Origin of the sequence: Streptomyces sp. NPDC096205, from assembly GCF_044763135.1 — a bacterium.
GTDB lineage: Bacteria > Actinomycetota > Actinomycetes > Streptomycetales > Streptomycetaceae > Streptomyces.
On record NZ_JBIWFS010000006.1, the window covers coordinates 349,059 to 371,776 of the forward strand.

A 22,718-nucleotide genomic window follows, 5' to 3' on the forward strand; every position below is an offset into this window, starting at 1 on the left:
GGCGGCGCGCTCGGCGTCGCCGCCCCTGTCCCCCACCCCCTCATCCCGGAAAGAGGCGCACACCCATGGCCGCCAGCAGGCCCGCCCGCGTGGCGATTCTCGAACAGTTCCAGGCCGACGGCATCCGCCACATGTTCGGCAACCCAGGGACGGTGGAGCAGGGGTTCCTGGACGAGCTGCGGGGGTTCCCCGACCTGGAGTACGTGCTGGGCCTGCAGGAGGCCGCCGTCGTGGGCATCGCCGACGGCTACGCACGGGCCACCCGCAAGCCCGCCCTGATCCAGCTGCACTCCGGTGTCGGCCTCGGCAACGGCATCGGCATGCTCTACCAGGCGATGCGCGGCCACGCACCGCTCGTCGCCGTCGTGGGCGAGGCGGGTCTCGCCTACGACGCCATGGAGGCGCAGATGGCCGCCGACCTGGTGGGCATGGCCCGCCCGGTCACCAAGTGGGCCACCCGCGTCGTCGACCCGCGCTCCACGCTGCGCACCCTGCGCCGTGCCCTGAAGACCGCGGCGACCCCGCCGTACGGCCCGGTGCTCGTGGTGCTGCCCGCCGATGTGATGGACGCGGACACCGACGAGCCGGCCGTCCCCACCTCCTACCTCGACACCGTCACCAGCCCCACCATGGAGGCCGTCCAGGAGGCGGCCCGGCTGATCGCCGACGCGCGGCGCCCGCTGGTGATCGCCGGCGACGGGGTGCACTTCTCCGGCGCGCAGGACGAACTGGCCCGGCTCGCCGAGGTGTGGGGCGCCGAGGTGTGGGGCGCCGACTGGGCCGAGGTGAACCTCCCGGCCGACCACCCCTGCTACAAGGGGCAGTTGGGCCACATGTTCGGCAGCTCCAGCAGCAAGGTGACCTCGGCGGCCGACGCCGTCCTGCTGTGCGGCACGTACGCCCTTCCCGAGGTCTACCCGGCCCTGGACGGGGTGTTCGCGCCCGACGCGCGGATCGTCCATGTCGACCTGGACAGCGCGGCGATCGCCAAGAACTTCCCCGTCGACGTCGGTTTCGTCGCCGACCCCAAGCAGACGTTGGGCCTGCTGGCCGCCGCCCTGCAACGGCACATGACCGGCGAGCAGCGGGCCTCGGCGTCGGCCCGTACGGCGCGTTTCGCGCAGGAGAAGGCGGCCGAGCGCGCCGCTGCCGAGGCACCGGAACCGGGGGAGGAGCAACTCCCACTGTCGGCGGCCGTGTTCTCCCGGGAGCTGGCCCGACAGCTGCCCGCCGACGCCATCCTCTTCGACGAGGCGCTCACCGCCTCCCCGGGCATCTTCCGCCACCTGCCGCCCACCATGCCCGGCAACTGGTTCCAGACCAGGGGCGGTTCGCTCGGTGTCGGCATCCCCGGCGCGATCGGGGCGAAGCTCGCCCATCCCGACCGTACGGTGGTCGGCTTCACCGGCGACGGCGGCAGCATGTACACCCCGCAGGCGCTGTGGACCGCCGCGCGGTACGACATCGCCGCCAAGTTCGTCATCTGCAACAACGGCCGCTACAAGCTGCTCGACAACAACATCACCGAGTACTGGCGGACGGTCGGCGTCGAACAGCACGACTTCCCCGACCTGTTCGACCTGAGCCGTCCCGCGATCGACTTCAGCGCCCTGTCCGCCGCGCTGGGCGTGCCCGCGGTCCGGGTGGAGAAGTACGACCAGGTCGCCCCGGCGATCACCGAGGCCCTGGCCCACCCCGGACCGTTCCTCATCGACCTGGTCATAGGCCGGGATTCCTGAGAAGGAAACCCGAGAAGGAAAGGAGGGGACTGAAGTGCGCCTGCACGGACAGAAGGTAGCGGTCCTCATGGAGAGCGACTTCTACGAACCGGAAATCCTGTACTACCAGCGGCGGTTCGCCGAGGAGGGCGCCCGCGTCCACTTCCTGACCAGGCTGTGGGGCAACGAGCGGATCGTCTTCCGGGGGCACGAGCACCGTATGCCGTTCACCGTCAGCGAGTCCTTCGAGGACATGGACGAGTACGCGCTCAAGGAGTTCTCCGCGGTCATCGTGCCCTCCGGCATGGTCGCCGACCGGCTGCGCTACACCGAGGACGTCGACAAGCTGCCCCCCGCCACCGCCTTCCTGCGCCGCGCGTTCGCCGACCCGGCCATCGTCAAGGGCATCATCTGCCACGGCATGTGGCTCGCCGCGCCGATCCCCCAGGTCGTCGAGGGCCGCCGCGCGGTCGTCCACAACAACCTCCTGGGCGACCTGAAGAACATGGGCGGCGTCTACGTCGACCAGGACGTCGTCGACGACGGCGACCTCGTCACCGCCCGCACCGGCGACCACTGCCATGTCTTCGCCCGCACCATCATCGACCGCCTCGCCCACCGCACGACCCGGCCGGGGCTGACGGCTGCGTGAGGCTGCCGCCGGCTGATCGGCGGGAGTGGGGTTCGAGTGGTCCGGCTGAGGGCTGAGGGCTGAGGGTTGAGGGCTGATCGGCCTGATCGGCCTGATCGGCCTGATCGGCCTGGTCGGCTTGGCCGGGCTGAAGGGTCCCGCCGAGACGAGAGAGGCCGGGCCGCAGGTTGCTGATCGGGCCGGCCGACGCACGGTCGGGCCGGCCCGGTGCCTGAGAGGTCATGCCTGCCGTCTCAGGGGGCCTGGCGGCCGGCCCGCCCACCGATCCCACCTGCTTGACGACGTCGCCTGGCCCGACCAGCCCCCGCCGTCCGATCAGCGACCCCCTCGAGCCAAGCCCCAGCGCCGCCCCCGTTGGCCCGCTGCCCTGCCCTGCCCTGCCCCGACCCGCCACCCTGCCCCGCCCCCCGAAGGAGACCCGGACCATGACCGCCCAGACCGACGGGATGCCCTCGCTGCTTGTGGACGACGGGACGGAGGGGCCGGGGCCGGCTGTGGGGCGGATTCCGGTGATGGACGTGAGTCCGCGGGTGGAGGAGGGCCGGCGGCCGGCGAAGGCGGTGGTGGGGGAGGGGTTCGTGGTGAGGGCCACGGTGTTCCGGGAGGGACACGGGGCCGTGGCCGCGCGGGTGGTGCTGAGGGATCCGCAGGGCAGGCCGGGGCCGGTCGTGCCGATGCGCGAGGACCACCCCGGCACCGACCGCTGGAGCGCGGAGGTCTCCGCACCCGCGCCGGGCCGCTGGAGTTTCACCGTGGAGGCATGGGCCGACCCGCTGGCGACCTGGCGGCACGCCGCGGAGGTGTGGACGCACGCCGACCCGGACACCACAACGGCCCGCGACGAACTGGCGCTGCTCTTCGAGGAGGGCGCCCGGCTCCTGGAGCGCGCCGCCGAAGGGATACCGGGGGAGCGGGACCGGGCGGTCGTACGGGACGCGGTGGCCGGGCTGCGGCGCGGGGAGCTGCCTCCCGCCGAGCGGCTCGCCGGTGTGCTCGAGCGGCATCCGCTGCGGGAGCTGGTCACCACGTCCGGCCCGCACCCCCTTCAGGTGGACCGCACCCGCGCTCTCTTCGGCTCCTGGTACGAGTTCTTCCCCCGCTCCGAGGGCGCCCTCCTCGACCCCGAAGGCCTGCGCCCGCCGGTCTCCGGCACCCTGCGCACTGCGGCCGCCCGCCTGGACGCCGTAGCCGCGATGGGCTTCGACATCGTCTATCTGCCGCCCATCCACCCCATCGGCACCTCCCACCGCAAGGGCCCCGACAACACCCTGACCGCAGGCCCGTACGACGTCGGCTCGCCCTGGGCGGTCGGCTCCGCCGACGGCGGGCACGACGCGATCCACCCCGACCTCGGCACCCTGGACGACTTCGACGCGTTCGTGGCCCGCGCCCGCCGGCTCGGCCTGGAGGTGGCGCTGGACTTCGCCCTGCAGTGCTCGCCGGACCACCCCTGGGTGACCCGGCACCCGGAGTGGTTCACCCACCGGGCCGACGGGACGATCGCGTACGCCGAGAACCCGCCGAAGAAGTACCAGGACATCTACCCGATCGACTTCGACACCGACTTCGAGGGCCTGGTCACCGAGACCCTGCGCGTCCTGCGGCACTGGATGTCCCACGGCGTACGGATCTTCCGTGTCGACAACCCGCACACCAAGCCGGTCATGTTCTGGGAGCGCGTCCTCGGTGACATCGCCCGCACCGACCCCGACGTGCTGTTCCTCGCCGAGGCCTTCACCCGGCCCGCGATGATGCACACCCTCGCCAAGGTCGGCTTCCACCAGTCGTACACCTACTTCACCTGGCGCGACACCAAGCAGGAACTGACCGACTACCTCGGCGAGCTGACCGGCGAGGCCGCCGCCCACATGCGGCCCAACCTCTTCCCCAGCACCCCCGACATCCTGCCCGGCCACCTCCAGCACGGCGGCCGCCCCGCGTTCGCCGTGCGGGCCGTTCTCGCCGCCACGGCCTCACCCTCCTGGGGCGTCTACTCCGGCTACGAACTCTTCGAGAACACCCCCCTCAGAGAGGGCTCGGAGGACTACGCCGCCTCGGAGAAGTACCAGCTGCGGCCCCGCGACTGGGCGGGCGCCGAGGCGTCGGGCGACACCCTCGCGCCGCTGATCACCCTCCTCAACCGGTGGCGCCGCGCCCACCCGGCCCTGCACGAGCTGCGCAACCTGCGCTTCCACGCCACCGACCACGACCAGATCCTCGCCTACTCCAAGCGCCGCGGGGCGGACACCGTGCTCGTCGTCGTCAACCTCGACCCGCACCACGCCCACGAGGCCACCGTCTTCCTCGACCGGACCGCCCTCGGCCTCGGCGCCGACGACCCGGTGCCCGTGCAGGACGAGCTGACCGGAGCGTCGTACACCTGGGGCGGCGCGAACTACGTACGCCTCGACCCGCGGCACCAGGTGGCGCACCTGTTCACCGTCACCGCCGGGGAGCGACGATGACCGCGCCCGCCGCGGCCGAGGCCTGCCCCACCTGCCTCGACGCCCGCACCCTCGCCCGCGGCGACGAACTGCTCGGCGCCCTGCTGCCGGCGCTGCTGCCGTGGCTGACCACCCGCCGCTGGTACGCCCATGCGGCGGGCTGCCTCACCCGGCTCACCCCCGTCCGGTCCACCGTCGTCCACGAGGACGGCTCCGCCGTGCTGCTGCACACCCTGCTCGACGCCCACCACTCCTCGGGCGCCCGCCACCGCTACCAGCTCCTGCTCGGACTGCGGCCCGCCGTCCCGGCCGCCCTCGCACCCGCCGTCGTAGGCCGCGCGGAGGGCGGCCGCTGGGCCGGCTGGTGGCTGTACGAGGCGACCGAGGACCCCGAGCTGATGACCGCGCTGCTGCACCGGCTCCCGGCCGGGCACGACAGCACGGCCCCCGGCCCCCGGCTGACCCTGACCGGGGCCGTGCCCCTCACCGCCGCCGGCACGCCCCGGCCGCTGTCCGCCGAGCAGAGCAACACCAGCGTCGCCTACGGGGACCGGCTGCTGCTGAAGCTCGTACGGCAGCCCGCCGCCGGCGACCACCCCGAGACCGACACCCTGCGCGCGCTGACCGGCCACGGCTACCGCGGCACCGCCCGGCTGGCCGGCTGGCTGCACACCGAGGGCCCCGGGCTGCCCGCCACGGTCCTCGGCGTGCTCACCGAGTACCTGCCCAACGAGGGCGACGGCTGGAGCCTGGCCACCGCCCACGCCGCCCGCTGCGTCACCGGCAGCTGCCCCACCGTGCCCGCCACCGGCGGCTTCACCGACGACGCCCGCGCCCTCGGCGCCGAGGTGGCCGCCCTGCACACGGCGCTGGCCGAGGTGTTCGGCCACCACCCCACGACCGGACAGCGGGTCACGGACCAGGTCGCGCGGATGCGCCGCCGACTGCGCGAGACCGTCCGGGAGGTGCCCGGCCTGGAGCCGTACACCGGCCGGGTCCTGCGCCTGTACGACGACTACGCGGCGGTCGCCGAGCGCGGCGGAGCGCCCGCCTCCCAGCGCATCCACGGCGACCTGCACCTCGGCCAGGTGCTGCGCACCCCGGACGGCTGGAAGATCATCGACTTCGAGGGGGAACCCTCCCGGCCGCTCGCCGAACGCACGCTGCCCGAGCCCGCGCTGCGCGACGTCGCGGGCATGCTGCGCTCCTTCGACTACGCCGCCCAGGAGGCGCTGGACCGCGTCCGCGTCACGGCCGTGCCCGACGGGCCGGTCCGGCCGCTGCACCGGGCCCGCCGCGGCTACGCCTGGGCCGTCCGCAACCGCCGCGCCTTCATCGCCGGCTACGCCTCCGCGGGCGGCCTCGACCCCCGCGTCCACCCCGTCCTGCTGCGCGCCCTGGAAGCGGACAAGGCGGTCTACGAGGCCCGGTACGAGGCCGAGCACCGCCCCGACCGGCTGGCCGTCCCCCTGGCCGCCCTCACCCGCCTGACCTCAGGCCGCTGACCGCCGACCGCACGACCACCCCTCCGCTCCCGCCCACCGAAATGTGAGGAACCATCACCGTGAGCCTGCCGCCCCCGGCCCGCACCCTGCCCCGGCGTCCGCAGCCCGCCCCGCCCGCCGCCGAGGAGACCGACCGGCTGCTCTCGGGCCGTCACCACGACCCGCACGGCGTGCTCGGCGCGCACCGCGTGGCGGACGGCGTCGCGGTGCGGGTCCTGCGTCCGCTGGCGGAACGCGTCGCCCTGCGCTTCGGCGACGAGGAGGTGGAGCTCGTCCACGACCGGGACGGGCTGTTCACCGGCCTGCTGCCCTGGGACGAGGCCCCCGACTACCGCATCGCGATCACCTACGCGGGCGGCCTGGAGTACGAGCAGGACGACGCCTACCGGATGGCCCCCACCCTCGGCGAGCTCGACCTCCATCTGATCTCCGAGGGCCGCCACGAGCAGCTGTGGCGGGCCCTCGGCGCGCGGGTGGTCACCCTGGACGGGGTGACCGGCACCGCCTTCGCGGTGTGGGCCCCGAACGCCGTCGGGGTCCGGCTCAGCGGCGACTTCAACGGCTGGTGCGCGGGCGGGCACCCCATGCGCTCCCTCGGCAGCAGCGGGGTGTGGGAGCTGTTCGTGCCCGACGTGGGGGCCGGGACGCGCTACAAGTACGAGATCCACACCCGCGACGGCCGCGTCCTGCACAAGGCCGACCCGCTGGCCCGCTCGGCCGAGTGCCCGCCCGCCACCGCCTCGGTGGTGCACGACTCCGCCCACACCTGGCAGGACGCCGACTGGCTCGCCCGCCGGGCCGCGACCCCCGCGCACGAGGCCCCGATGTCCGTCTACGAGGTGCACCTGCCCTCCTGGCGGCCCGGCCTCACCTACCGCCGGCTCGCCGAGCAGCTCCCCGCCTACGTGGCCGGCCTGGGCTTCACCCATGTGGAGTTCCTGCCCGTGATGGAGCACCCCTTCGGCGGCTCCTGGGGCTACCAGGTGACCGGCTTCTACGCGCCCACCGCCCGCCTCGGCACCCCGGACGACTTCAAGTACCTGGTCGACGCCCTCCACCGGGCCGGCATCGGCGTCATCCTGGACTGGGTGCCCGCGCACTTCCCCAAGGACGACTGGGCCCTGGCCGCCTTCGACGGGCAGGCGCTGTACGAGCCCGCCGACCCGCTGCGCGCCGAGCATCCCGACTGGGGAACCCTGGAGTTCGACTACGGCCGCCCCGAGGTGCGCAACTTCCTCGTCGCCAACGCCGTGTACTGGTGCGAGGAGTTCCACATCGACGCCCTGCGGGTGGACGCCGTCGCCTCCATGCTCTACCTCGACTACTCGCGCGGCCACGGCGCGTGGACCCCTAACGAGGACGGCGGCACCGAGAACTGGGCGGCGGTGCGGTTCCTTCAGGAGCTGAACGCCACCGTCTACCGACGCTGCCCCGGGGTGGTGACCATCGCCGAGGAGTCCACCGCCTGGGACGGCGTGACCCGCCCCACCGACATCGCGCCGCACGGCCGCGGCGGCCTGGGCTTCGGGCTGAAGTGGAACATGGGCTGGATGCACGACACCCTGCTGTACCTGGCCCGGCAGCCGGTGCACCGGGCCTGGCACCATCACGAGCTCACCTTCGCGATGACGTACACCTACTCGGAGAACTTCCTGCTGCCGCTCTCCCACGACGAGGTGGTGCACGGCAAGGGCTCCCTGGTCGCCAAGATGCCGGGGGACTGGTGGCAGCAGCGTGCCACCCTGCGGGCCCTGTACGGCTTCATGTGGGCCCACCCGGGCAAGCAACTGCTGTTCATGGGCCAGGAGTTCGCCCAGGGCGGCGAGTGGGACCACGACAAGGGCCCGCAGTGGTGGGCACTGGACGAGGACCGGCCGGCCGGTGGCGACCACCGCGGGGTGCGCGACCTGGTCCGTGACCTCAACCACGGCTACCGCGCCGAGGCCGCCCTGTGGCAGCTCGACTCGCATCCGGCGGGCTTCACCTGGCTGGCGGCGGACGCGGCCGCCGACAACGTCATCGCGTTCGTACGCCGCTCCGCCGCGGGCGAGCCGCTGGTCTGCGTCAGCAACTTCTCCCCGGTGGTCCGCGAGGGCTACCGCATCGGCCTGCCCCGCCCCGGCCGCTGGCACATCGTGCTCGACACCGACGCCCCGCGCTACGGCGGCAGCGGCTCGGCCACCGCTCCGGTCATCGCCGACCCGGCGCCCTGGCAGGGCCAGGACCACAGCACGCTGCTGACCCTCCCGCCCCTGGCCACACTGTGGCTGAGCCCCCGCCTCACCGAGGCCGACACCTCCTCGGCGGAGCCGGACCCGGACCCGGAACCGGACTCGGGCCTTGGGCGCGCCGGCTGACCGACCGCGTCCTGGGCGCGACCTCGGGTCGAACGGACAGGGCAGCGCGGCGGGGGCGGCCGTGACGGACAGGGCAGCACGGCGGGGGCGGCCGTGACGGACCGGCCCCGCCGCACCGCGCGGCTGCCCTCAGGCAGGGTTGCCGCTCAGGATTCCGGTGGTGACGTGCCAGGGGCGCAGGCCCACCTCCGCCAGGGCCTGGCGGAAGGCGTTGGTGGCCTCGGAGTGGCTCTCGCACTGGGTCCACAGGTCACCGATGTGGCTCCAGAACTTGGCCGTGGTGCGGCTGCTGGGCAGATGCCCCAGCTGCCGTTCCGCGGCCCGCAGCGCGGCCATGGCCTGGTCGCCGTCTCCCTTGAGCAGCATGCCCTCGGCGACGGCCAGCCGGGCGTGCACGGCCTCGGCCCTCGCCTCCGCCCCGATGAGCCCCAGGGCCCGCTTGGCGCGGGCGATGCCCGAGTCCAGCTCGCCCATGCGCATCTCGACGTAGGCGAGGTTGACCTCGCACTCCGCCTGCTCGCCGGCGCTGCCCACCTGCACCAGCGCTTCCTGAGCCTGAGTCAGCAGCTCCTTGGCACGCGGAAGATCGGGCGTCTCGGAGGCGAGCATCAGCCACCCGGCCGCGTGCCGGAGCATGGCGAGATGGCGAACGTTGTCATCCTCCGCCATCAGCACCAGGGCCCTTTCCACCAGGGCCAGAGCCTCGTCGGTCTGTCCGCGCGACTCGGCGACCAGACCGGCGTTCCAGTACACGGCGCCTCTGCCGCTGCGGGACTGCGCCTCCTCCGCGGTGCCGAGCAGCCGGTTGGCCAGCAGATGGGCGCGGGTGAGGTCCCCGCGGTCGCGGTAGCAGGCTATGAGCGTGGCCCCGAGCTGCACATGGTCGTCGGTGACGTCCAGCCCGAGGGTGCTCAGCCGGGACAGCGCCGCCTCGCCCAGCTCCACGGCGAGCGTGAGGTCGCCCACCGCCCGGTAGCAGCGGCACAGGGCCACCGCCAGCTGGGTCCACTCCTGAGAGCCCGGGACGGTCTCAGGGTCCTCGTACAGCTCGTGCAGCAGAGGGATGGACGCTTCCAGCTGCCCCAGTTTCTCCAGGGCGTGGGCCTGGCCGCGGCGGGCCCGGCGGATCGTGGTGGCGTCGAGCTGGTCGGCCTGGCCGAGTGCCTCGCTGTACGCCTGCAGCGCTTCGCCGTTGTCGCCGTTGCGCAGCGCCATGTCGCCGAAGGCGACCTTCAGTTGGAGTTCCTTCGCGCGTGACTCGTGCCGCCCGTCGCGCAGGTACTCCACGGTGCAGCCGAGCCGTTCGGCCAGGCTCGCGAAGACAGCGTCGGACGGGTAGCGCTTGCCGGACTCGATCAGGGAGATGTAGCTGCCGGATACGTCCTGTGATGCGAGGTCGCGCTGGTGCAGTCCCTTGCGCTTGCGTAGGTCGCGCAGCCGTTTGCCGACCGCGATGGGGTTGTTCTGGTCCATCTCACTCCTGCCTCAGGACCGGGTTGCGGCCTTGACGTCGACCGGTGCAGTCAATTTGTGACACTCGGCTTTTACGTTCATTGACTAAGTTTTACCCCGCCGGTGACTCTCACCAAGTATCCATGTCATCGACTTCCTGAGGTGTGGTCCATATGTGAAGGTTTGGGCCTCCTGCTCGCATGGCTGAATCACTTCCTCCGTTCTGTCATATGCACGGGGCTGCCTGCGTAGTCCACTCCTTCGGGTCGGATCGGGCGCGAATGTTTGTCTGGATTCAGACCGGTCGGATCGACGCCACTCTGGCTCAATGGTGCCTGTCAGTCTGAGACTCCTCTGCCTTCCGGCAGGTTGCCCTGTTTTTTCGTGCTCACGTCGGCGGCGCGGACGCGGGCCGGGCGCGAGTCGGACGCGGGCGAGTGAGTTGACTGGCGTCTGACAGCTCATGACTTTGTTTGACAAAGCTTGTGAAGTCTGTTTGACTCATGATGTCAAGTCGATCGGGGGCACCCGATCGCTCATCCGTTGGGGGAGACATCCATGAGCAAGCACCTGACAACCCTGCTGGCCGCCCTCGTCTGCGCCGCGACCCTCTCCGGCATCGCCGGCATCGCCTCTTCCTCGGCTCTCGCCGACGACACGGGCAGCACCACCGGCACCACCAGCTCCGGTCTCTTCCCGGGCCCCAGCACCAGCCCGAGCTTCGACCCGGCCTGCTGCTGAGGCGGTGCCCCGGGGGGAGCCGTACAGCATGCGTGTCGATCTACTGACCCGGGAGTATCCGCCGGAGGTCTACGGAGGCGCCGGAGTGCACGCGGGGGAACTCACCCGCGCGCTGCGCCGCATCATCGACGTCCGGGTCCGCTCCTTCGGGACGCCGGTGGACGAGCCGGGGACACACGGTTACGGCGTGCCCCAGCCCTTCCGCGGCAGCAACCCCGCCATCCAGTCCCTCGGCACCGACCTGCTCGTCGCGCAGGACTGCCGGGGCGCGGATGTCGTGCACAGCCACACCTGGTACGCCAACGCAGCCGGGCACATCGCCGGACTGCTGCACCAGGTGCCGCACATCATGACCATGCACAGCCTGGAACCGCTCAGGCCGTGGAAGGCCGAGCAGCTCGGCGGCGGGTTCGCCGTGTCCAGCTGGCTGGAGGGCTCCAGCATCGTCAGGGCCGACGCGGTCATCGCCGTCTCCCGAGCGATGCGGGACGACATCCTGCGGGTCTATCCCGAGGTGGCGCCGGACAGGATCCACGTCATCCACAACGGCATAGACCCGCAGCGGTACCAGGCGGACCACCGGACCGCGGCACTGGAGCGGTTCGGTATCGACCCCGGCCGGCCCATCGTGCTCTTCGTCGGCCGGGTCACCCGTCAAAAGGGCCTGCAACACCTGTTGCGGGCAGGGTTCCTGCTCCACCCCGAAGCCCAGCTGGTCCTCGCCTGCGGCCAACCGGACACCCCGGAGATCGCCGCCGAGGTCGACCATCTGGTGGAGGGACTGCACCGGGCACGCCCCGGAGTGGTGCGGATCAACGAGATGCTCGACGGCACCTCGCTGCGCCAGCTCCTCACGCACGCCTCCGTGTTCGTCTGCCCCTCGCTCTACGAACCGATGGGCATCGTCAATCTCGAAGCGATGGCCTGCGGAACGGCCGTGGTGGCCACCGCCACCGGAGGCATCCCGGAAGTGGTCCAGCACCGCCGCACCGGCCTGCTGGTGCCGCTGGAGCACTCCCGCACGGGCGAACCCGTCGCCCTCGACACGTTCGCCAGGGAACTCGCCGAGTCCATCAACGAGCTGCTCGACGACGCGCGGCTCAGAGAACAACTCGGCAAGGCCGGACGCGCACGCGTGGAGACCGCGTTCTCCTGGGGCCGGGCCGCCGCCCGGACCACCGAGGTCTACCGGTCCGTCCTGAACGGCCGCTGAACACCGGGCAGCCCCGGGCACGAGGCAGGACCCCCGCGTCCCGCCGAGCCGCCCCGGGCTGCCCCGGCGCCGTTCACCGCACCGGACCGCACCGGACCACCCGGCGCCGTTCACCGCACCGGACCGCACCGGACCACCCGGCGCCGTTCACCGCACCGGACCGCACCGGACCAGACCGCGCACCGGACCGCACCGCACGGCCGGACGGCCCCTGCCGGGGAACCGCCGGCCTCCTTCGCCGTCCCCGACCCATGGAGAGACGACCATGCATCGGCGACCTCACGACCGGCCGGGGTGGGCGGCATGACGCCGCTCGCCGTCGGGGCGGGCCCCGTGCTGGGTGCCGCGCCCGTCGCGCCGCTGCCCGGGGCCGCCCTGTTGGTGCTGCTCGCGCAGTGCGCCGCGCTGCTGGCGACGGCCACCGTGCTGGGCAGGCTCGCCGCACGGTGCAGGCTGCCGGCGGTGACGGGCGAGCTGTGCGCCGGGATCGTCCTCGGCCCGACGGTGCTGCCGCATGTGGCCCCGGGCGTGGCGCAGTGGCTGTTCCCGCACGACCCCGCGCCGGTGCATCTGCTGGACGCGGTGACGCAGCTCGGTGTGCTGCTGTTCGTCGGTCTGACCGGCATCCACTGCGACCTGGGCCTGATCCGCCGCAGCAAGCGGGAGATCGCCGCGGTCGGACTCGGCGGGCTGACGCTTCCGCTGCTCGCCGGACTGGGAGTCGGCCTGCTGCTGCCCGCCTCGATGTTCGGCCCCACGGCCGAGCCCGCCGTCCGCGCCGGGTTCCTCGGCGTGGCGCTGTGCGTCAGCGCCATCCCGGTCATCGCCAAGATCCTCGCGGACCTGAAGCTGCTGCACCGGGACGTGGCCCAGCTGTCCCTGGGCGCCGCGCTCCTCGACGACATCGCCGGCTGGCTGCTGCTCTCCGTGGTCTCCATGATGGCCACGACCGGGGTGCGCGCCGGAGACCTCGCCGTGGCGCTCACCGTCGTCGTCGCCTTCCTTCTCGCGTCCGCGACCGTGGCTCCCGTAGCGCTCGGGGCGATCCTGCGGGCCGTCGGCCGTACCGGGGACCAGGGCGCCACGACCGCCGCGGTGGTCACCATGATCCTGTCCGCCTCGGCCGCCGCCGTGGCCCTCGGTCTCGAGGCCGTCTTCGGGGCCTTTCTGTGCGGGCTCGCCATCAGCGCCTCCGGCATGCCGGTCGCCGAGTCCCTGCGCGGGCTGCGCACCGTCGTGTCGACCGTCCTCGCGCCGCTGTTCTTCGCCACCGCCGGACTGCGCATGGACCTGGGCGCGCTGGCCCGCCCGGCCGTCCTGGGCACCGCGCTGCTGGTGCTCGCGGTCGCGGTCGGCGGCAAGTTCCTCGGCGTGTTCGTCGGCGCCTTCGCCACCGGCCTCGACCGCTGGCAGGCCCTCGCCCTGGCGGGCAGCCTCAACGCCCGCGGCGTCATCCAGGTGATCATCGCGCTGACCGGGCTGCGCCTGGGAGTGCTCAGCCCCGCCATGTACACCGTGATCGTGCTGGTCGCCATCGCGACCTCGGCCATGGCCGCGCCCTGTCTGCGCTACGCGGCCGCCCATCTGCCCACCACCGCGAGGGAGCGTGCCCGTGCGGAAGACGTGCCTACGGCTGCTTCCGGGTCACCCGCACCCGGTACACCCCGTCCAGATCCGCCCCCGCCACCGCGATCGTCACGCCGTGCCGGGGGTCCTTGAAGGACTCGCCGGGGGTGAAGGGGGCGTCGGAGAGCTCGGCGTGGACATTGGGGCTGCGGGTGCAGCCGCCGCTGTCCCGGCGGGAGTCGTAGACACGGACCGGGCCCTGGCCGGTGTCGACGTCGGCGTCGACCTTGTAGACGAGGACGCCGGGACGGCACACGCTCTCGTCGTTGCCGCCGCGGGTGCGCAGCTCGACGGCGTAACCGGTGCGCCGGTCGAGCGGGACGAAGAGCAGCTTCGGACCGCCGGCCCGCGCGAGCGGGGTCAGCTCGTACTCGCTGACGCCCGGCGCCGCCGCGCAGGAGACCTGCGACGCGTCCAGCCAGCCCAGCTTCCACTTGTGCCAGCCGAGGAAGTCGTTGTTGGCCCCCCAGTCCTCGCTCATGATGTCCCAGTGGCCGACCGCGCCCCCGCCCTCCTGGGTGTAGAGGTCGGGCAGCCCGAAGACATGCCCGTTCTCGTGCGGCAGGACGCGGTAGCCGGTCCGGTCGTAGGAGCCGGAGCCGTCGTCCTGGCGGGAGTAGACGAAGGACGCGTTGGCCACGGGCACGCCGTCGGCGACCGGGGCGTCCGGGTTGCCGGCGAACGTCACCGACAGGACGGTGTCCAGCGCGGAGGGCCCCGCGTTGGGGGTGACCAGGACGTTCAGGAGGTCGTAGGCGCGGAAGTCGACCCTCGTGTCGGCCGCCGCCACGATGTCCTGGACGAGGCGGCGGTAGCCGGGCTCGAAGGGCGCGCCGCGCTCTATGCCGTACTCGCGGAACGACCGCGGCATGCGCAGCCAGCCGGTGATCGGTGCTTCGGGGCGGTAGTCCAGGCGGCCGTAGCTGGCGGTGCGGAACCACTCCTGGGTCTGCGGGAAGAACTCCCGGAAGCGGGCGAGGGCCCGGCCCTCACCGGGCGCGTCGGAGAAGTCGACCATCACGGTCAGCGCGCGGACGGTGCCGGTGGAGCGCGAGTACCCGGTGGTCGTGGGCACGCCCTCGGACATCTGCACCTCCGCCCCGCCGCTGATCATGCAGGGGCCCAGCGCGGAGGAGCGGGCCAGTGCCGCGGGGCCGGGGCCGGACGCCGTGCCGCTGTGCGTCAGCCGGGCGGTGCCGGCCGAGGTGCTGACCGCGAGGGTCAGTGCCGTCACGGACGCGAGGGCGGCCGCCCGGCGGGGGCGTATGCGGCGACTGGTCGGCTGCGGCTGCATGCAGGGGCCCTTCGCTCCGGGCAGCCCCCGGTCACCGGCTGCACCCTTGCGATCACCCTCGGTCGGAGCCCGTGGCGGCGCGCGCTGGACAGGACCGATCGTGCGATTCCCGGCCGGCCTGGCGTGATTCAGGTCACAGGAATTCTTCCGGAGGTCGGGAAATAACCGGGGAGCCCTTCCCCGTTTAATCGTGCGTACGGCGAAACGGGGAGCCTTTCCCCGGATCGCCCGCCCGGAACACCACGCCACACCTGCAACCCGAAGGAGTACGCCGTGCAGACGACCGCCCCCCGCGTGCCGCGTCCGGCGACCCGGCTGCGTGCCGACGCCCTGCGCAACCGGGAGCGGATCGTCACCGCCGCCCGCGAGATGTTCACCGAGCTGGGTCCCGACGTACCGCTCGACGAGATCGCCCGCCGGGCCGGCGTCGGCAATGCCACGGTGTACCGCCACTTCCCGGACCGCGACGCGCTGGTGCGCGAGGTGGTCTGCTCCGTCATGGACCGTACGGTCGCGGCGGCCGAGAAGGCGCTCACCGAGACCGGGGACGCCTTCGAGGCGCTGGAGCACTTCGCGCACGCCTCCGTCGACGAGCGGATCAGCGCGCTCTGCCCGATGGTCGAGAGCACGTTCGATAAAAACCACCCCGACCTGGAGGAAACGCGCGTACGGTGTGAGGGGCTGGTCGTGGCGATCATGGACCGCGCCAAGGCGGCCGGCCAGCTCCGCCCCGACGTCGGCTTCGGTGACCTCATGGTCGCGGTCGCCCAGCTCAGCCGGCCCCCGGCCGGCACCGTCTGCCTCGACGTCGACCGGTTCGCCCACCGCCATCTGCAGCTGTTCCTGGACGGACTGCGGGCCCCGGCCCGCTCCGTCCTGCCGGGGACGGCCCTGACCATGGAGGACCTGCGCCAGGCCTGACCGATCAGTTCAGCGCTCCACGGCAGTCCACACTCCTGCCGACGTCCTCCTAGACCTTCTTACGCAGTTTCTTACTCAGTCCCGTTTTTCCGTCACGTAGTACCGAAGTGGGTACCTCCATGCCTGAAACAGCCTCCAAGGCCTCCTCCCCGGCCTCCCTCGCCCCCGATCCGGGACGCTGGAAGGCCCTCGTCTTCATCGCGCTGGCGCAGCTGATGGTCGTCCTCGACGCCACCATCGTGAACATCGCGCTGCCCTCCGCCCAGCAGGACCTCGGCATCACCGACGGCAACCGGCAGTGGGTCGTCACGGCCTACGCCCTCGCCTTCGGCGGTCTGCTGCTCTTCGGCGGCCGGATCGCCGACCTGTGGGGCCGTAAGCGCGCCTTCGTCATAGGTCTCGGCGGGTTCGCCGCGGCCTCCGCGCTCGGCGGTGCCGCCACCTCCGGCGCCATGATGTTCGGCGCCCGCGCACTGCAGGGCGCGTTCGGCGCACTGCTCGCGCCCGCCGCCCTGTCGCTGCTCGCGGTGATGTTCACCGACGCCAAGGAGCGCGCCAAGGCGTTCGGCATCTACGGTGCGATCGCCGGTGGCGGTGGCGCCGTCGGCCTGATCCTCGGCGGCTTCCTCACCGAGTACCTGGACTGGCGCTGGACGTTCTTCGTCAACATCCCGTTCGCCGTGGTCGCGGCCGCGGGTGCCTATCTGGTCATCCGTGAGCCCGAGGGCGGCCGCAACCGCAACCCGCTCGACATCCCCGGCGTGCTGCTGTCCACCCTGGGCCTGGTCGCGCTGGTCTACGGCTTCACCCGCGCCGAGTCCGACGGCTGGGGCGACTCGGTGACGGTCGGCATGTTCGTCGCCTCCGCCGTCCTGCTGGTCTCCTTCGTCGTGGTCGAGGCCCGGGTCAAGGCCCCGCTGCTGCCGCTGCGCGTGGTCACCGACCGCAACCGCGGCGGTATCTACCTCTCCCTCGGCCTCGCGATCATCGCGATGTTCGGCCTGTTCCTCTTCCTGACGTACTACCTGCAGATCGTGAAGGGCTACTCGCCGGTCAAGACCGGCTTCGCCTTCCTGCCGATGATCGCGGGCATGATCACAGGCTCCACCCAGATCGGCACCCGTCTGATGACCCGGGTCGCGCCCCGGCTGCTGATGGGCCCCGGCTTCCTGGTCGCCGCCCTCGGCATGCTGCTGCTGACCCAGCTGGAGATCGACTCCTCCTACGCCGCTCTGCTGCTGCCCGCGATGCTGCTGCTCGGCCTCGGCATGGGTACGGCGTTCATGCCGGCCATGTCCATGGCCACCCAGGGCGTCCGGCCGCAGGACGCCGGTGTCGCCTCCGCGATGGTCAACACCTCGCAGCAGGTCGGCGGCGCCATCGGCACCGCGCTGCTGAACACGATCGCCGCGTCCGCGACCACCTCCTACGTCGCGGACCACATCGGCTCGGCCACCAGCCGCTCGCAGCAGCAGCTCGTCGCGCTGCAGGCCCAGGTGCACGGCTACACCAGCGCCATCTGGTTCGCGGTCGGCATCCTGGCCGTCGCGGCGGTCATCGCCCTGACCCTCATCAACGCCGGCAAGCCGGGCAGCACCCCGGTCGCCTCCGGCGAGGGCGTCGAGGGCGAGGTGCCGGTGCCGGTGGTCGCCCACTGAGGCGACGCTCGAGGGAGGTACCCCCGCAGCTCCCTGCGCGTACGGCCGAGGAAGGGGACGCCTCGGCCGTACGACATCCCGGACCTGCCCCGGCTCACCGGTGAACTGGCTTCACCGCAGCCAGGGCAGGTCCGCTCCCGCGTCCGCGGGCTGAAGTCCCTCGGCGACGATCTCCATGATCTCGCCGAGGGACTTCTGCTGTTGTGGGCTCAGCCGGTCGAACAGCGCCTGCCGTACGGCGGTGACATGGCCCGGCGCGGTGCGGCGCAGCACCTCGACGCCCGCGTCGGTGAGCACGGCGAACTGGCCGCGCTTGTCCGAGGGGCAGTCCTCGCGGCGCACCCAGCCGTTCTTCTCCAGGCGCGCGATCGCATGGCTGAGCCGGGACCGGGTGATCTTGGCGTCCCGGGCCAGCTCGGTCATCCGCAGCCGTCTGCGCGGAGCCTCGGCCAGTTTCACCAGCAGGCCGTAGTAGATGTGCGGCATCCCCGCGTCGCGCTGCAACTGGCGGTCGAGGTGGTCCTCGAGCAGGGTGGTGGCATGCAGGTAGGAGCGCCAGACGCGCTGTTCCTCGGCGGTGAGCCAGTGCGGCTCGGCTCCACTGTTCATGGTTTCCACTGTAAGCACGCACTCCTTGAAAGTTAAACGAACCGCGCCTATGGTGGGTGAAGCTTTAAATTTCAAGCGTTCTGTGTGAGGGAGCCGCCACCATGTCCGCCACCACCCAGGAGCGCATGCCCGCCCTGTACCTCTCCCACGGCGCCCCGCCGCTCGCGGACGACCCCGTCTGGCCCGGCCAGCTCGCCGCCTGGTCCGCCGGTCTGCCCCGCCCGAAGGCGATCCTCATCGTCTCCGCCCACTGGGAGGAGGCCCCGCTCGCCCTCGGCGCGACCGAGACCGTCCCCCTGGTCTACGACTTCTGGGGCTTCCCCGAGCACTACTACCGCGTCCGCTACGACGCCCCCGGCGCGCCCGATCTCGCCGCGTCGGTACGCAAGCTGCTGCGCGCCCCCGGCATGCCCGTCCAGGACATCCCCGACCGCGGCCTCGACCACGGCGCCTACGTCCCGCTCGTGGAGATGTTCCCGGCCGCCGACATCCCCGTCCTGCAGATCTCCATGCCCACCCTCGACCCGGTGCGCCTGCTGGAGATCGGCCGCCGGCTCGCGCCGCTGCGCGACGAGGGCGTGCTGATCGTCGGCTCCGGCTTCTTCACCCACAACCTCGCCGCCCTGCGGCACACCGGCGCCGGGGTGCCCGGCTGGTCGGCCGAGTTCGACGACTGGGGCAGGCGCGCGTTGGAGACGGGTGACGTGGACGCGCTGCTCGACTTCACCGTCAAGTCCCCGGCCGGCCGTCTCGCGCATCCGCGCACCGAGCACTTCGCGCCGCTGTTCGTGACCATGGGTGCCGCCGACGCGGCGGGCGAGCTCGGGGAACAGAAATCGGTGATCGACGGGTTCTGGATGGGACTCGCCAAGCGGTCCGTGCAGTTCGGCTGACGACCGAAGCCGGTTCGGGCGAGCCCTCCGGCAACTTTTGGCGAAGGCCGTTCGTCTTCAGGGTGGGAGAGCGGTCGAGGGCGCCCGCTGCCGGAGTGACGGGCGTCTCACACGCGCGATGGCCGAGGGCCGGTGAAGCGGTCGGGAAGCCCGTCGATTCCCTGTCTGACCTGGGCCTTGGCCGGTGCCGTGGGCGCCGCCGGCCGGGGTGTGGCCCGACAGGGTACTGCAAGATCGGAAAAATCGAGGGACACGTTGGGAATTCTGTCCTGATTCCAGTCGTTGTTTCCATCGGATGCAGGGCACCCGAGCAGAGTGACCGGGCGTCCAGGACCACCCGCTGACCCACCATCGCAAGGGAGCACGCATGGCAACCCGTGCCGTCGCCCGTCGTAAGTCCGCCACCGGCGAGACCACCGGCGCGGCAAGCAGTGTTCGCGCCCATGGCGGCGAGATCGCCGACCGCGACCTGGTCGGCATGTATCTCGACGAAATAGCGCGCACACCGCTGCTCGACGCCGCCAAGGAGGTCGACCTCTCCCAGGCGATCGAGGCCGGCGTGTTCGCGCAGCAGGTCCTCGACGGGTTCGAGGACTCCAAGGCCGAGGCCACCCGCGAGGAGCTGGAAGCGCTCGTCGCCGAGGGCGAGCACGCCAAGGACGTCTTCATCCGCTCCAACCTCCGCCTGGTCGTCGCCGTGGCCCGGCGCTACCCGCGCAGCGGTCTGCCCCTGCTCGACCTGATCCAGGAGGGCAACGCCGGCCTGGTGCGCGCGGTGGAGAAGTTCGACTACCGCAAGGGCTTCAAGTTCTCCACGTACGCCACGTGGTGGATCCGCCAGGCCATCACCCGCTCCATAGCCGACCAGTCCCGCACCATCCGCCTGCCCGTCCACCTGGTGGAGGAGCTCGGCCGGATCCGCCGCGTGCAGCGCGAGTTCAACCGCGACCAGGGCCGTGAGCCGGAGCCCGCGGAGATCGCCGCCGAGCTCGGCACCAGCCCGGAGCGCGTCGTCGACGTCCTGGACTGGGCCCGCGACCCGGTCTCGCTGAACATGTCCGTGGACGACGAGGGCGAGACCCAGTTCGGCGACCTCCTGGAGGACACCTCCGCCGTGTCGCCGGAGCAGTCGGTGCTGACCCTGCTGCGCAGCGAGGAACTGGACGACCTGATCGGCCGTCTCGACCAGCGCACGGCCTCCATCATCAAGATGCGCTACGGCATCGAGGACGGCCGCGAGCGCACGCTGACCGAGGTCGGCAAGGAGCACGGCCTGACCCGCGAGCGCATCCGGCAGATCGAGAAGCACGCGCTGCTGGAGCTGAAGAAGCTGGCCCGCCAGACCGGCTTCGACGCGGCGGCCTGATCCGTACGCCGGCGGCCCCCGCCGGACGGATGCCGGGCCGATGGCGTCGCCCCTCGTGGCGGCGCACACCGGCCCCCGCGTCCGCGCCCGCGCAGGGGCGTACGCCGGGTGGCGAAAGGCCGCGCAAACATGGCCGTGTTCCATCGCTTCAATCGGCCGGGCGGCGGGAACAACCCTTCAGGGCGCGCGAGTTCGAGGCAGGGGCACCCTGACGGGGCCGCTTCTGCAGGACCGTTCCTTCGCGGGCCTCGCCGACGGCACCCCACCGCAGACCACGTAGCCAAGTCCCGACGCACACTCCCCCCGGTGCCGGGACTTTCCCGAGCCGGGCTTCGGCGCCTCTCCCCCCTGAGCGCCGGGGCCCGGCTCTTCTTCGTCCGGTACGGCGGGCCGGAGTGCGGGAACTTCGTGGAGGTACGGAGGGCCGGAGTGCGGGAACGGCTGAAGGGCGGGGCACCCCGAACCTGAACCCCGGGGTGGCCCGCCGGATGGCAGATTGTGCCACACCGGCATAGCCTGCCGACGTGAGCAGCACCACCCCCGCACAGAACCGGCCGGAATCGTCCATGTCGCTGACCGAACGGCGCAAGGCCGAGACCCGTATGGACATCGCCCGCGCGGCCGCCGGACTCTTCGTCCGACGCGGCCTGAAGGCCACCCGCGCCGAGGACATCGCCCAGGCCGCCGGGATCGCCCCGCGCACCTTCTACCGCTACTTCGCCTCCAAGGAGGAGGCCATCGCCCCGCTCTACACCGCGGGCGCCGAGCGCTGGGAGGCGGCCGTCCGCGCGGCTCCCGCCGAACTGGACGCACCCGCGGCCCTGGAGCACGCCGTACGGCACACCCTGGTCCCCGGCCGCGGTGTCTCGGCGGCGTCCTGGGAGTGGGTGCGCACACTGATCCGGCTGGCCGATTCCAGCCCCGCCCTGCGCAGGGTGTGGGCGGAGGTGTGCCGGGGCGCGGAGGATGCCTTGGGGGAGGTGCTGGGGGAGAGGGCCCGGGGGGTCGAGGCGCCCGAGGAGCGCGACAACGTTGCCGAGGACGCCGCCCGCCGCCGCTTCGTCGCCGCCGTGGCCGGCGCCGCCGTACGGACCGCCGTGGAGGCGTGGGCCGCCGGCGACGCACCTGCCGGCGGCCCCCAGGGCCCGGCCGCGCTGGCCCTGCGGAACCTGGAGGCGCTGCGGGGCTTCGGGTGGGGGAGCTAGGGCCGGTCGTCCGGTCCCGGGGCGTAAGGCCCGAGTTCCGCCCGCTCACCCCGCCGCGCGGGTCAGGCGTGCGCCCAGGTGGCGTACGCAGTCCACCAGTTCGGCGGGTTGCTCGACCGTGAAGTCGAAGCCCGACATGGCGAGGCGTACCGCCAGCCACTCCACGGGGTCGCCGGTCGTGGCGCGCAGGCGGCAGTGGGCGGGGTCGACGGGCTCGGGCGGGCCCAGCCAGGCGGGGAGCCGGGCGGCGACGTCCTCGGCGGACGCGGCGAAGGTGACCGTGAAGTCGTAGGTCTCCTGGCGGCCGTGGATGGACTGGCGCAGATACTCGGCGGCGCTGCCGGTCGGCAGCTCGCGCGGGGTGAAGCGCGCGCCGGTCGCGAAGGGCTCGCTGACCCGGTCGACGCGGAAGGTGCGCCAGTCGGCGCGGTCGAGGTCGTAGGCGACGAGGTACCAACGGCGGCCCGTCGAGACGAGCCGGTAGGGCTCGGTCAGCCGGCGGGACTCGGTGCCGTCCTTGGCGCGGTAGGCGAAGCGGAGACGTTCGTGGCCGGCCACCGTGGAGGCCATCACGGTGAGCGTCTCGGGCGCGATGCTGGGGCCGTCGCCGCTGGTCAGCGCGGTCGTCGCGGCCTGGAGGGTGGTCACGCGGTGCCGCAGCCGGGCGGGCAGTACCTGTTCCAGCTTGGCCAGCGCCCGCACCGAGGCCTCGTCGACGCCCTCGACCGCGTGCCCGGCGCCCGCGCGCAGGCCGACCGCGATCGCCACCGCCTCCTCGTCGTCCAGCACGAGCGGCGGCATCGCCTTGCCCGCGACGAGGCGGTAACCGCCGTCCGCGCCCATGGTCGCCTGGACGGGATAGCCCAGCTCACGCAGCCGGTCGACGTCCCGGCGCACGGTGCGCCGGGAGACCCCGAGCCGGTCGGCGAGCTCCCCGCCGGGCCACTCGCGGGGTGTCTGGAGGAGGGACAGCAACTGGAGGAGTCGTGCCGGGGTGTCCGTCGTCATGTCCAAGAGGATGCCGCACATCTAGGACACGATCTGACCTACTGGGCCTCTAGCTT

Annotated in this window: 17 protein-coding genes; 13 read left to right on the top strand and 4 right to left on the bottom strand. The window is 72.4% G+C overall.

All coding sequences use genetic code 11. From position 1 onward, the window contains the following. The first annotated feature begins 65 nt into the window (after positions 1-65). The 5 genes from ACIQ6Y_RS23775 (at position 66) to glgB (ending at position 8,676) form a co-directional block, all read left to right on the top strand. Positions 66-1,739 carry a thiamine pyrophosphate-binding protein gene (locus ACIQ6Y_RS23775; protein ID WP_404041956.1) on the top strand — a complete coding sequence of 558 codons (1,674 nt, stop codon included), beginning with the start codon at positions 66-68 and terminating at the stop codon, positions 1,737-1,739. Positions 1,740-1,773: 34 nt separating this feature from the next. After that, entirely contained in the window at positions 1,774-2,370 is a 597-nt protein-coding gene (locus ACIQ6Y_RS23780; protein ID WP_404041957.1) for a DJ-1/PfpI family protein, read from the top strand. Positions 2,371-2,816: 446 nt separating this feature from the next. Then, positions 2,817-4,835 carry an alpha-1,4-glucan--maltose-1-phosphate maltosyltransferase gene (locus tag ACIQ6Y_RS23785; RefSeq protein WP_404042165.1) on the top strand — a complete coding sequence of 673 codons (2,019 nt, stop codon included), beginning with the start codon at positions 2,817-2,819 and terminating at the stop codon, positions 4,833-4,835. Further along, on the top strand, positions 4,832-6,319 hold the full coding sequence (locus ACIQ6Y_RS23790; protein WP_404041958.1) for a hypothetical protein: 1,488 nt from the start codon (positions 4,832-4,834) through the stop codon (positions 6,317-6,319). The genes ACIQ6Y_RS23785 and ACIQ6Y_RS23790 overlap by 4 nt, the downstream gene beginning before the upstream one ends. 59 nt (positions 6,320-6,378) lie before the next feature. Further along, entirely contained in the window at positions 6,379-8,676 is a 2,298-nt protein-coding gene (gene glgB / locus ACIQ6Y_RS23795) for a 1,4-alpha-glucan branching protein GlgB (RefSeq protein WP_404041959.1), read from the top strand. Between the two features lie 129 nt (positions 8,677-8,805). On the opposite strand, the gene ACIQ6Y_RS23800 is transcribed toward glgB, so the two are convergent. Continuing rightward, entirely contained in the window at positions 8,806-10,149 is a 1,344-nt protein-coding gene (locus tag ACIQ6Y_RS23800) for a helix-turn-helix domain-containing protein (RefSeq protein ID WP_404041960.1), read from the bottom strand. Between the two features lie 537 nt (positions 10,150-10,686). Between ACIQ6Y_RS23800 and ACIQ6Y_RS23805 the strand changes: the two genes are divergently transcribed. From ACIQ6Y_RS23805 to ACIQ6Y_RS23815, 3 genes are all read left to right on the top strand, one after another. Further along, positions 10,687-10,869 carry a hypothetical protein gene (locus tag ACIQ6Y_RS23805; RefSeq protein WP_404041961.1) on the top strand — a complete coding sequence of 61 codons (183 nt, stop codon included), beginning with the start codon at positions 10,687-10,689 and terminating at the stop codon, positions 10,867-10,869. A 28-nt stretch (positions 10,870-10,897) separates the two neighbouring features. Next, positions 10,898-12,082, top strand: coding sequence for a glycogen synthase (glgA, locus tag ACIQ6Y_RS23810; RefSeq protein WP_404041962.1), 1,185 nt, complete (start codon positions 10,898-10,900; stop codon positions 12,080-12,082). 303 nt (positions 12,083-12,385) lie between these two features. Beyond that, positions 12,386-13,801, top strand: coding sequence for a cation:proton antiporter (locus ACIQ6Y_RS23815; protein WP_404041963.1), 1,416 nt, complete (start codon positions 12,386-12,388; stop codon positions 13,799-13,801). Here ACIQ6Y_RS23815 and ACIQ6Y_RS23820 read toward each other — a convergent pair. Next, complete coding sequence (locus ACIQ6Y_RS23820) at positions 13,710-15,002, bottom strand: M6 family metalloprotease domain-containing protein (RefSeq protein WP_404041964.1); 1,293 nt, start codon at positions 15,000-15,002, stop codon at positions 13,710-13,712. The two genes, ACIQ6Y_RS23815 and ACIQ6Y_RS23820, sit on opposite strands and share 92 nt — an antisense overlap. A gap of 273 nt (positions 15,003-15,275) precedes the next feature. Between ACIQ6Y_RS23820 and ACIQ6Y_RS23825 the strand changes: the two genes are divergently transcribed. Together ACIQ6Y_RS23825 and ACIQ6Y_RS23830 are read left to right on the top strand one after the other, a co-directional pair. Further along, a complete protein-coding gene (locus ACIQ6Y_RS23825; RefSeq protein ID WP_404041965.1) occupies positions 15,276-15,923 on the top strand; it encodes a TetR/AcrR family transcriptional regulator in 648 nt (215 codons plus the stop codon). Between the two features lie 119 nt (positions 15,924-16,042). Beyond that, a complete protein-coding gene (locus ACIQ6Y_RS23830) occupies positions 16,043-17,581 on the top strand; it encodes an MFS transporter (RefSeq protein ID WP_404041966.1) in 1,539 nt (512 codons plus the stop codon). Between the two features lie 111 nt (positions 17,582-17,692). Here ACIQ6Y_RS23830 and ACIQ6Y_RS23835 read toward each other — a convergent pair whose 3' ends face one another. Next, positions 17,693-18,190 (bottom strand): MarR family winged helix-turn-helix transcriptional regulator, encoded by a 498-nt coding sequence (locus ACIQ6Y_RS23835; RefSeq protein ID WP_404041967.1) that lies wholly within the window; start codon positions 18,188-18,190, stop codon positions 17,693-17,695. A 101-nt stretch (positions 18,191-18,291) separates the two neighbouring features. On the opposite strand from ACIQ6Y_RS23835, the gene ACIQ6Y_RS23840 reads away from it, so the two are divergent. From ACIQ6Y_RS23840 to ACIQ6Y_RS23850, 3 genes are all read left to right on the top strand, one after another. Continuing rightward, positions 18,292-19,083, top strand: a complete 792-nt coding sequence (locus ACIQ6Y_RS23840) for a dioxygenase (RefSeq protein ID WP_404041968.1) — start codon at positions 18,292-18,294, stop codon at positions 19,081-19,083. A 367-nt stretch (positions 19,084-19,450) separates the two neighbouring features. Then, positions 19,451-20,449, top strand: coding sequence for an RNA polymerase sigma factor RpoD/SigA (locus ACIQ6Y_RS23845; protein WP_404041969.1), 999 nt, complete (start codon positions 19,451-19,453; stop codon positions 20,447-20,449). A gap of 524 nt (positions 20,450-20,973) precedes the next feature. Further along, positions 20,974-21,654, top strand: coding sequence for a TetR/AcrR family transcriptional regulator (locus ACIQ6Y_RS23850; protein ID WP_404041970.1), 681 nt, complete (start codon positions 20,974-20,976; stop codon positions 21,652-21,654). Between the two features lie 45 nt (positions 21,655-21,699). Here the strand turns inward: ACIQ6Y_RS23850 and ACIQ6Y_RS23855 are convergent, their stop codons facing one another. Next, positions 21,700-22,662: a helix-turn-helix transcriptional regulator gene (locus ACIQ6Y_RS23855; protein WP_404041971.1), complete on the bottom strand. Its 963-nt coding sequence runs from the start codon at positions 22,660-22,662 to the stop codon at positions 21,700-21,702. Positions 22,663-22,718: the final 56 nt, after the last annotated feature.

Coding starts and splice junctions, on each gene's coding strand:
- ACIQ6Y_RS23775 (WP_404041956.1), top strand. CDS start 66: ATGGCCGCCAGCAGGCCCGCCCGCGTGGCGATTCTCGAACAGTTCCAG.
- ACIQ6Y_RS23785 (WP_404042165.1), top strand. CDS start 2,817: ATGCCCTCGCTGCTTGTGGACGACGGGACGGAGGGGCCGGGGCCGGCT.
- ACIQ6Y_RS23790 (WP_404041958.1), top strand. CDS start 4,832: ATGACCGCGCCCGCCGCGGCCGAGGCCTGCCCCACCTGCCTCGACGCC.
- ACIQ6Y_RS23800 (WP_404041960.1), bottom strand. CDS start 10,149: ATGGACCAGAACAACCCCATCGCGGTCGGCAAACGGCTGCGCGACCTA.
- ACIQ6Y_RS23805 (WP_404041961.1), top strand. CDS start 10,687: ATGAGCAAGCACCTGACAACCCTGCTGGCCGCCCTCGTCTGCGCCGCG.
- glgA (WP_404041962.1), top strand. CDS start 10,898: ATGCGTGTCGATCTACTGACCCGGGAGTATCCGCCGGAGGTCTACGGA.
- ACIQ6Y_RS23815 (WP_404041963.1), top strand. CDS start 12,386: ATGACGCCGCTCGCCGTCGGGGCGGGCCCCGTGCTGGGTGCCGCGCCC.
- ACIQ6Y_RS23820 (WP_404041964.1), bottom strand. CDS start 15,002: ATGCAGCCGCAGCCGACCAGTCGCCGCATACGCCCCCGCCGGGCGGCC.
- ACIQ6Y_RS23830 (WP_404041966.1), top strand. CDS start 16,043: ATGCCTGAAACAGCCTCCAAGGCCTCCTCCCCGGCCTCCCTCGCCCCC.
- ACIQ6Y_RS23835 (WP_404041967.1), bottom strand. CDS start 18,190: ATGAACAGTGGAGCCGAGCCGCACTGGCTCACCGCCGAGGAACAGCGC.
- ACIQ6Y_RS23840 (WP_404041968.1), top strand. CDS start 18,292: ATGTCCGCCACCACCCAGGAGCGCATGCCCGCCCTGTACCTCTCCCAC.
- ACIQ6Y_RS23845 (WP_404041969.1), top strand. CDS start 19,451: ATGGCAACCCGTGCCGTCGCCCGTCGTAAGTCCGCCACCGGCGAGACC.
- ACIQ6Y_RS23855 (WP_404041971.1), bottom strand. CDS start 22,662: ATGACGACGGACACCCCGGCACGACTCCTCCAGTTGCTGTCCCTCCTC.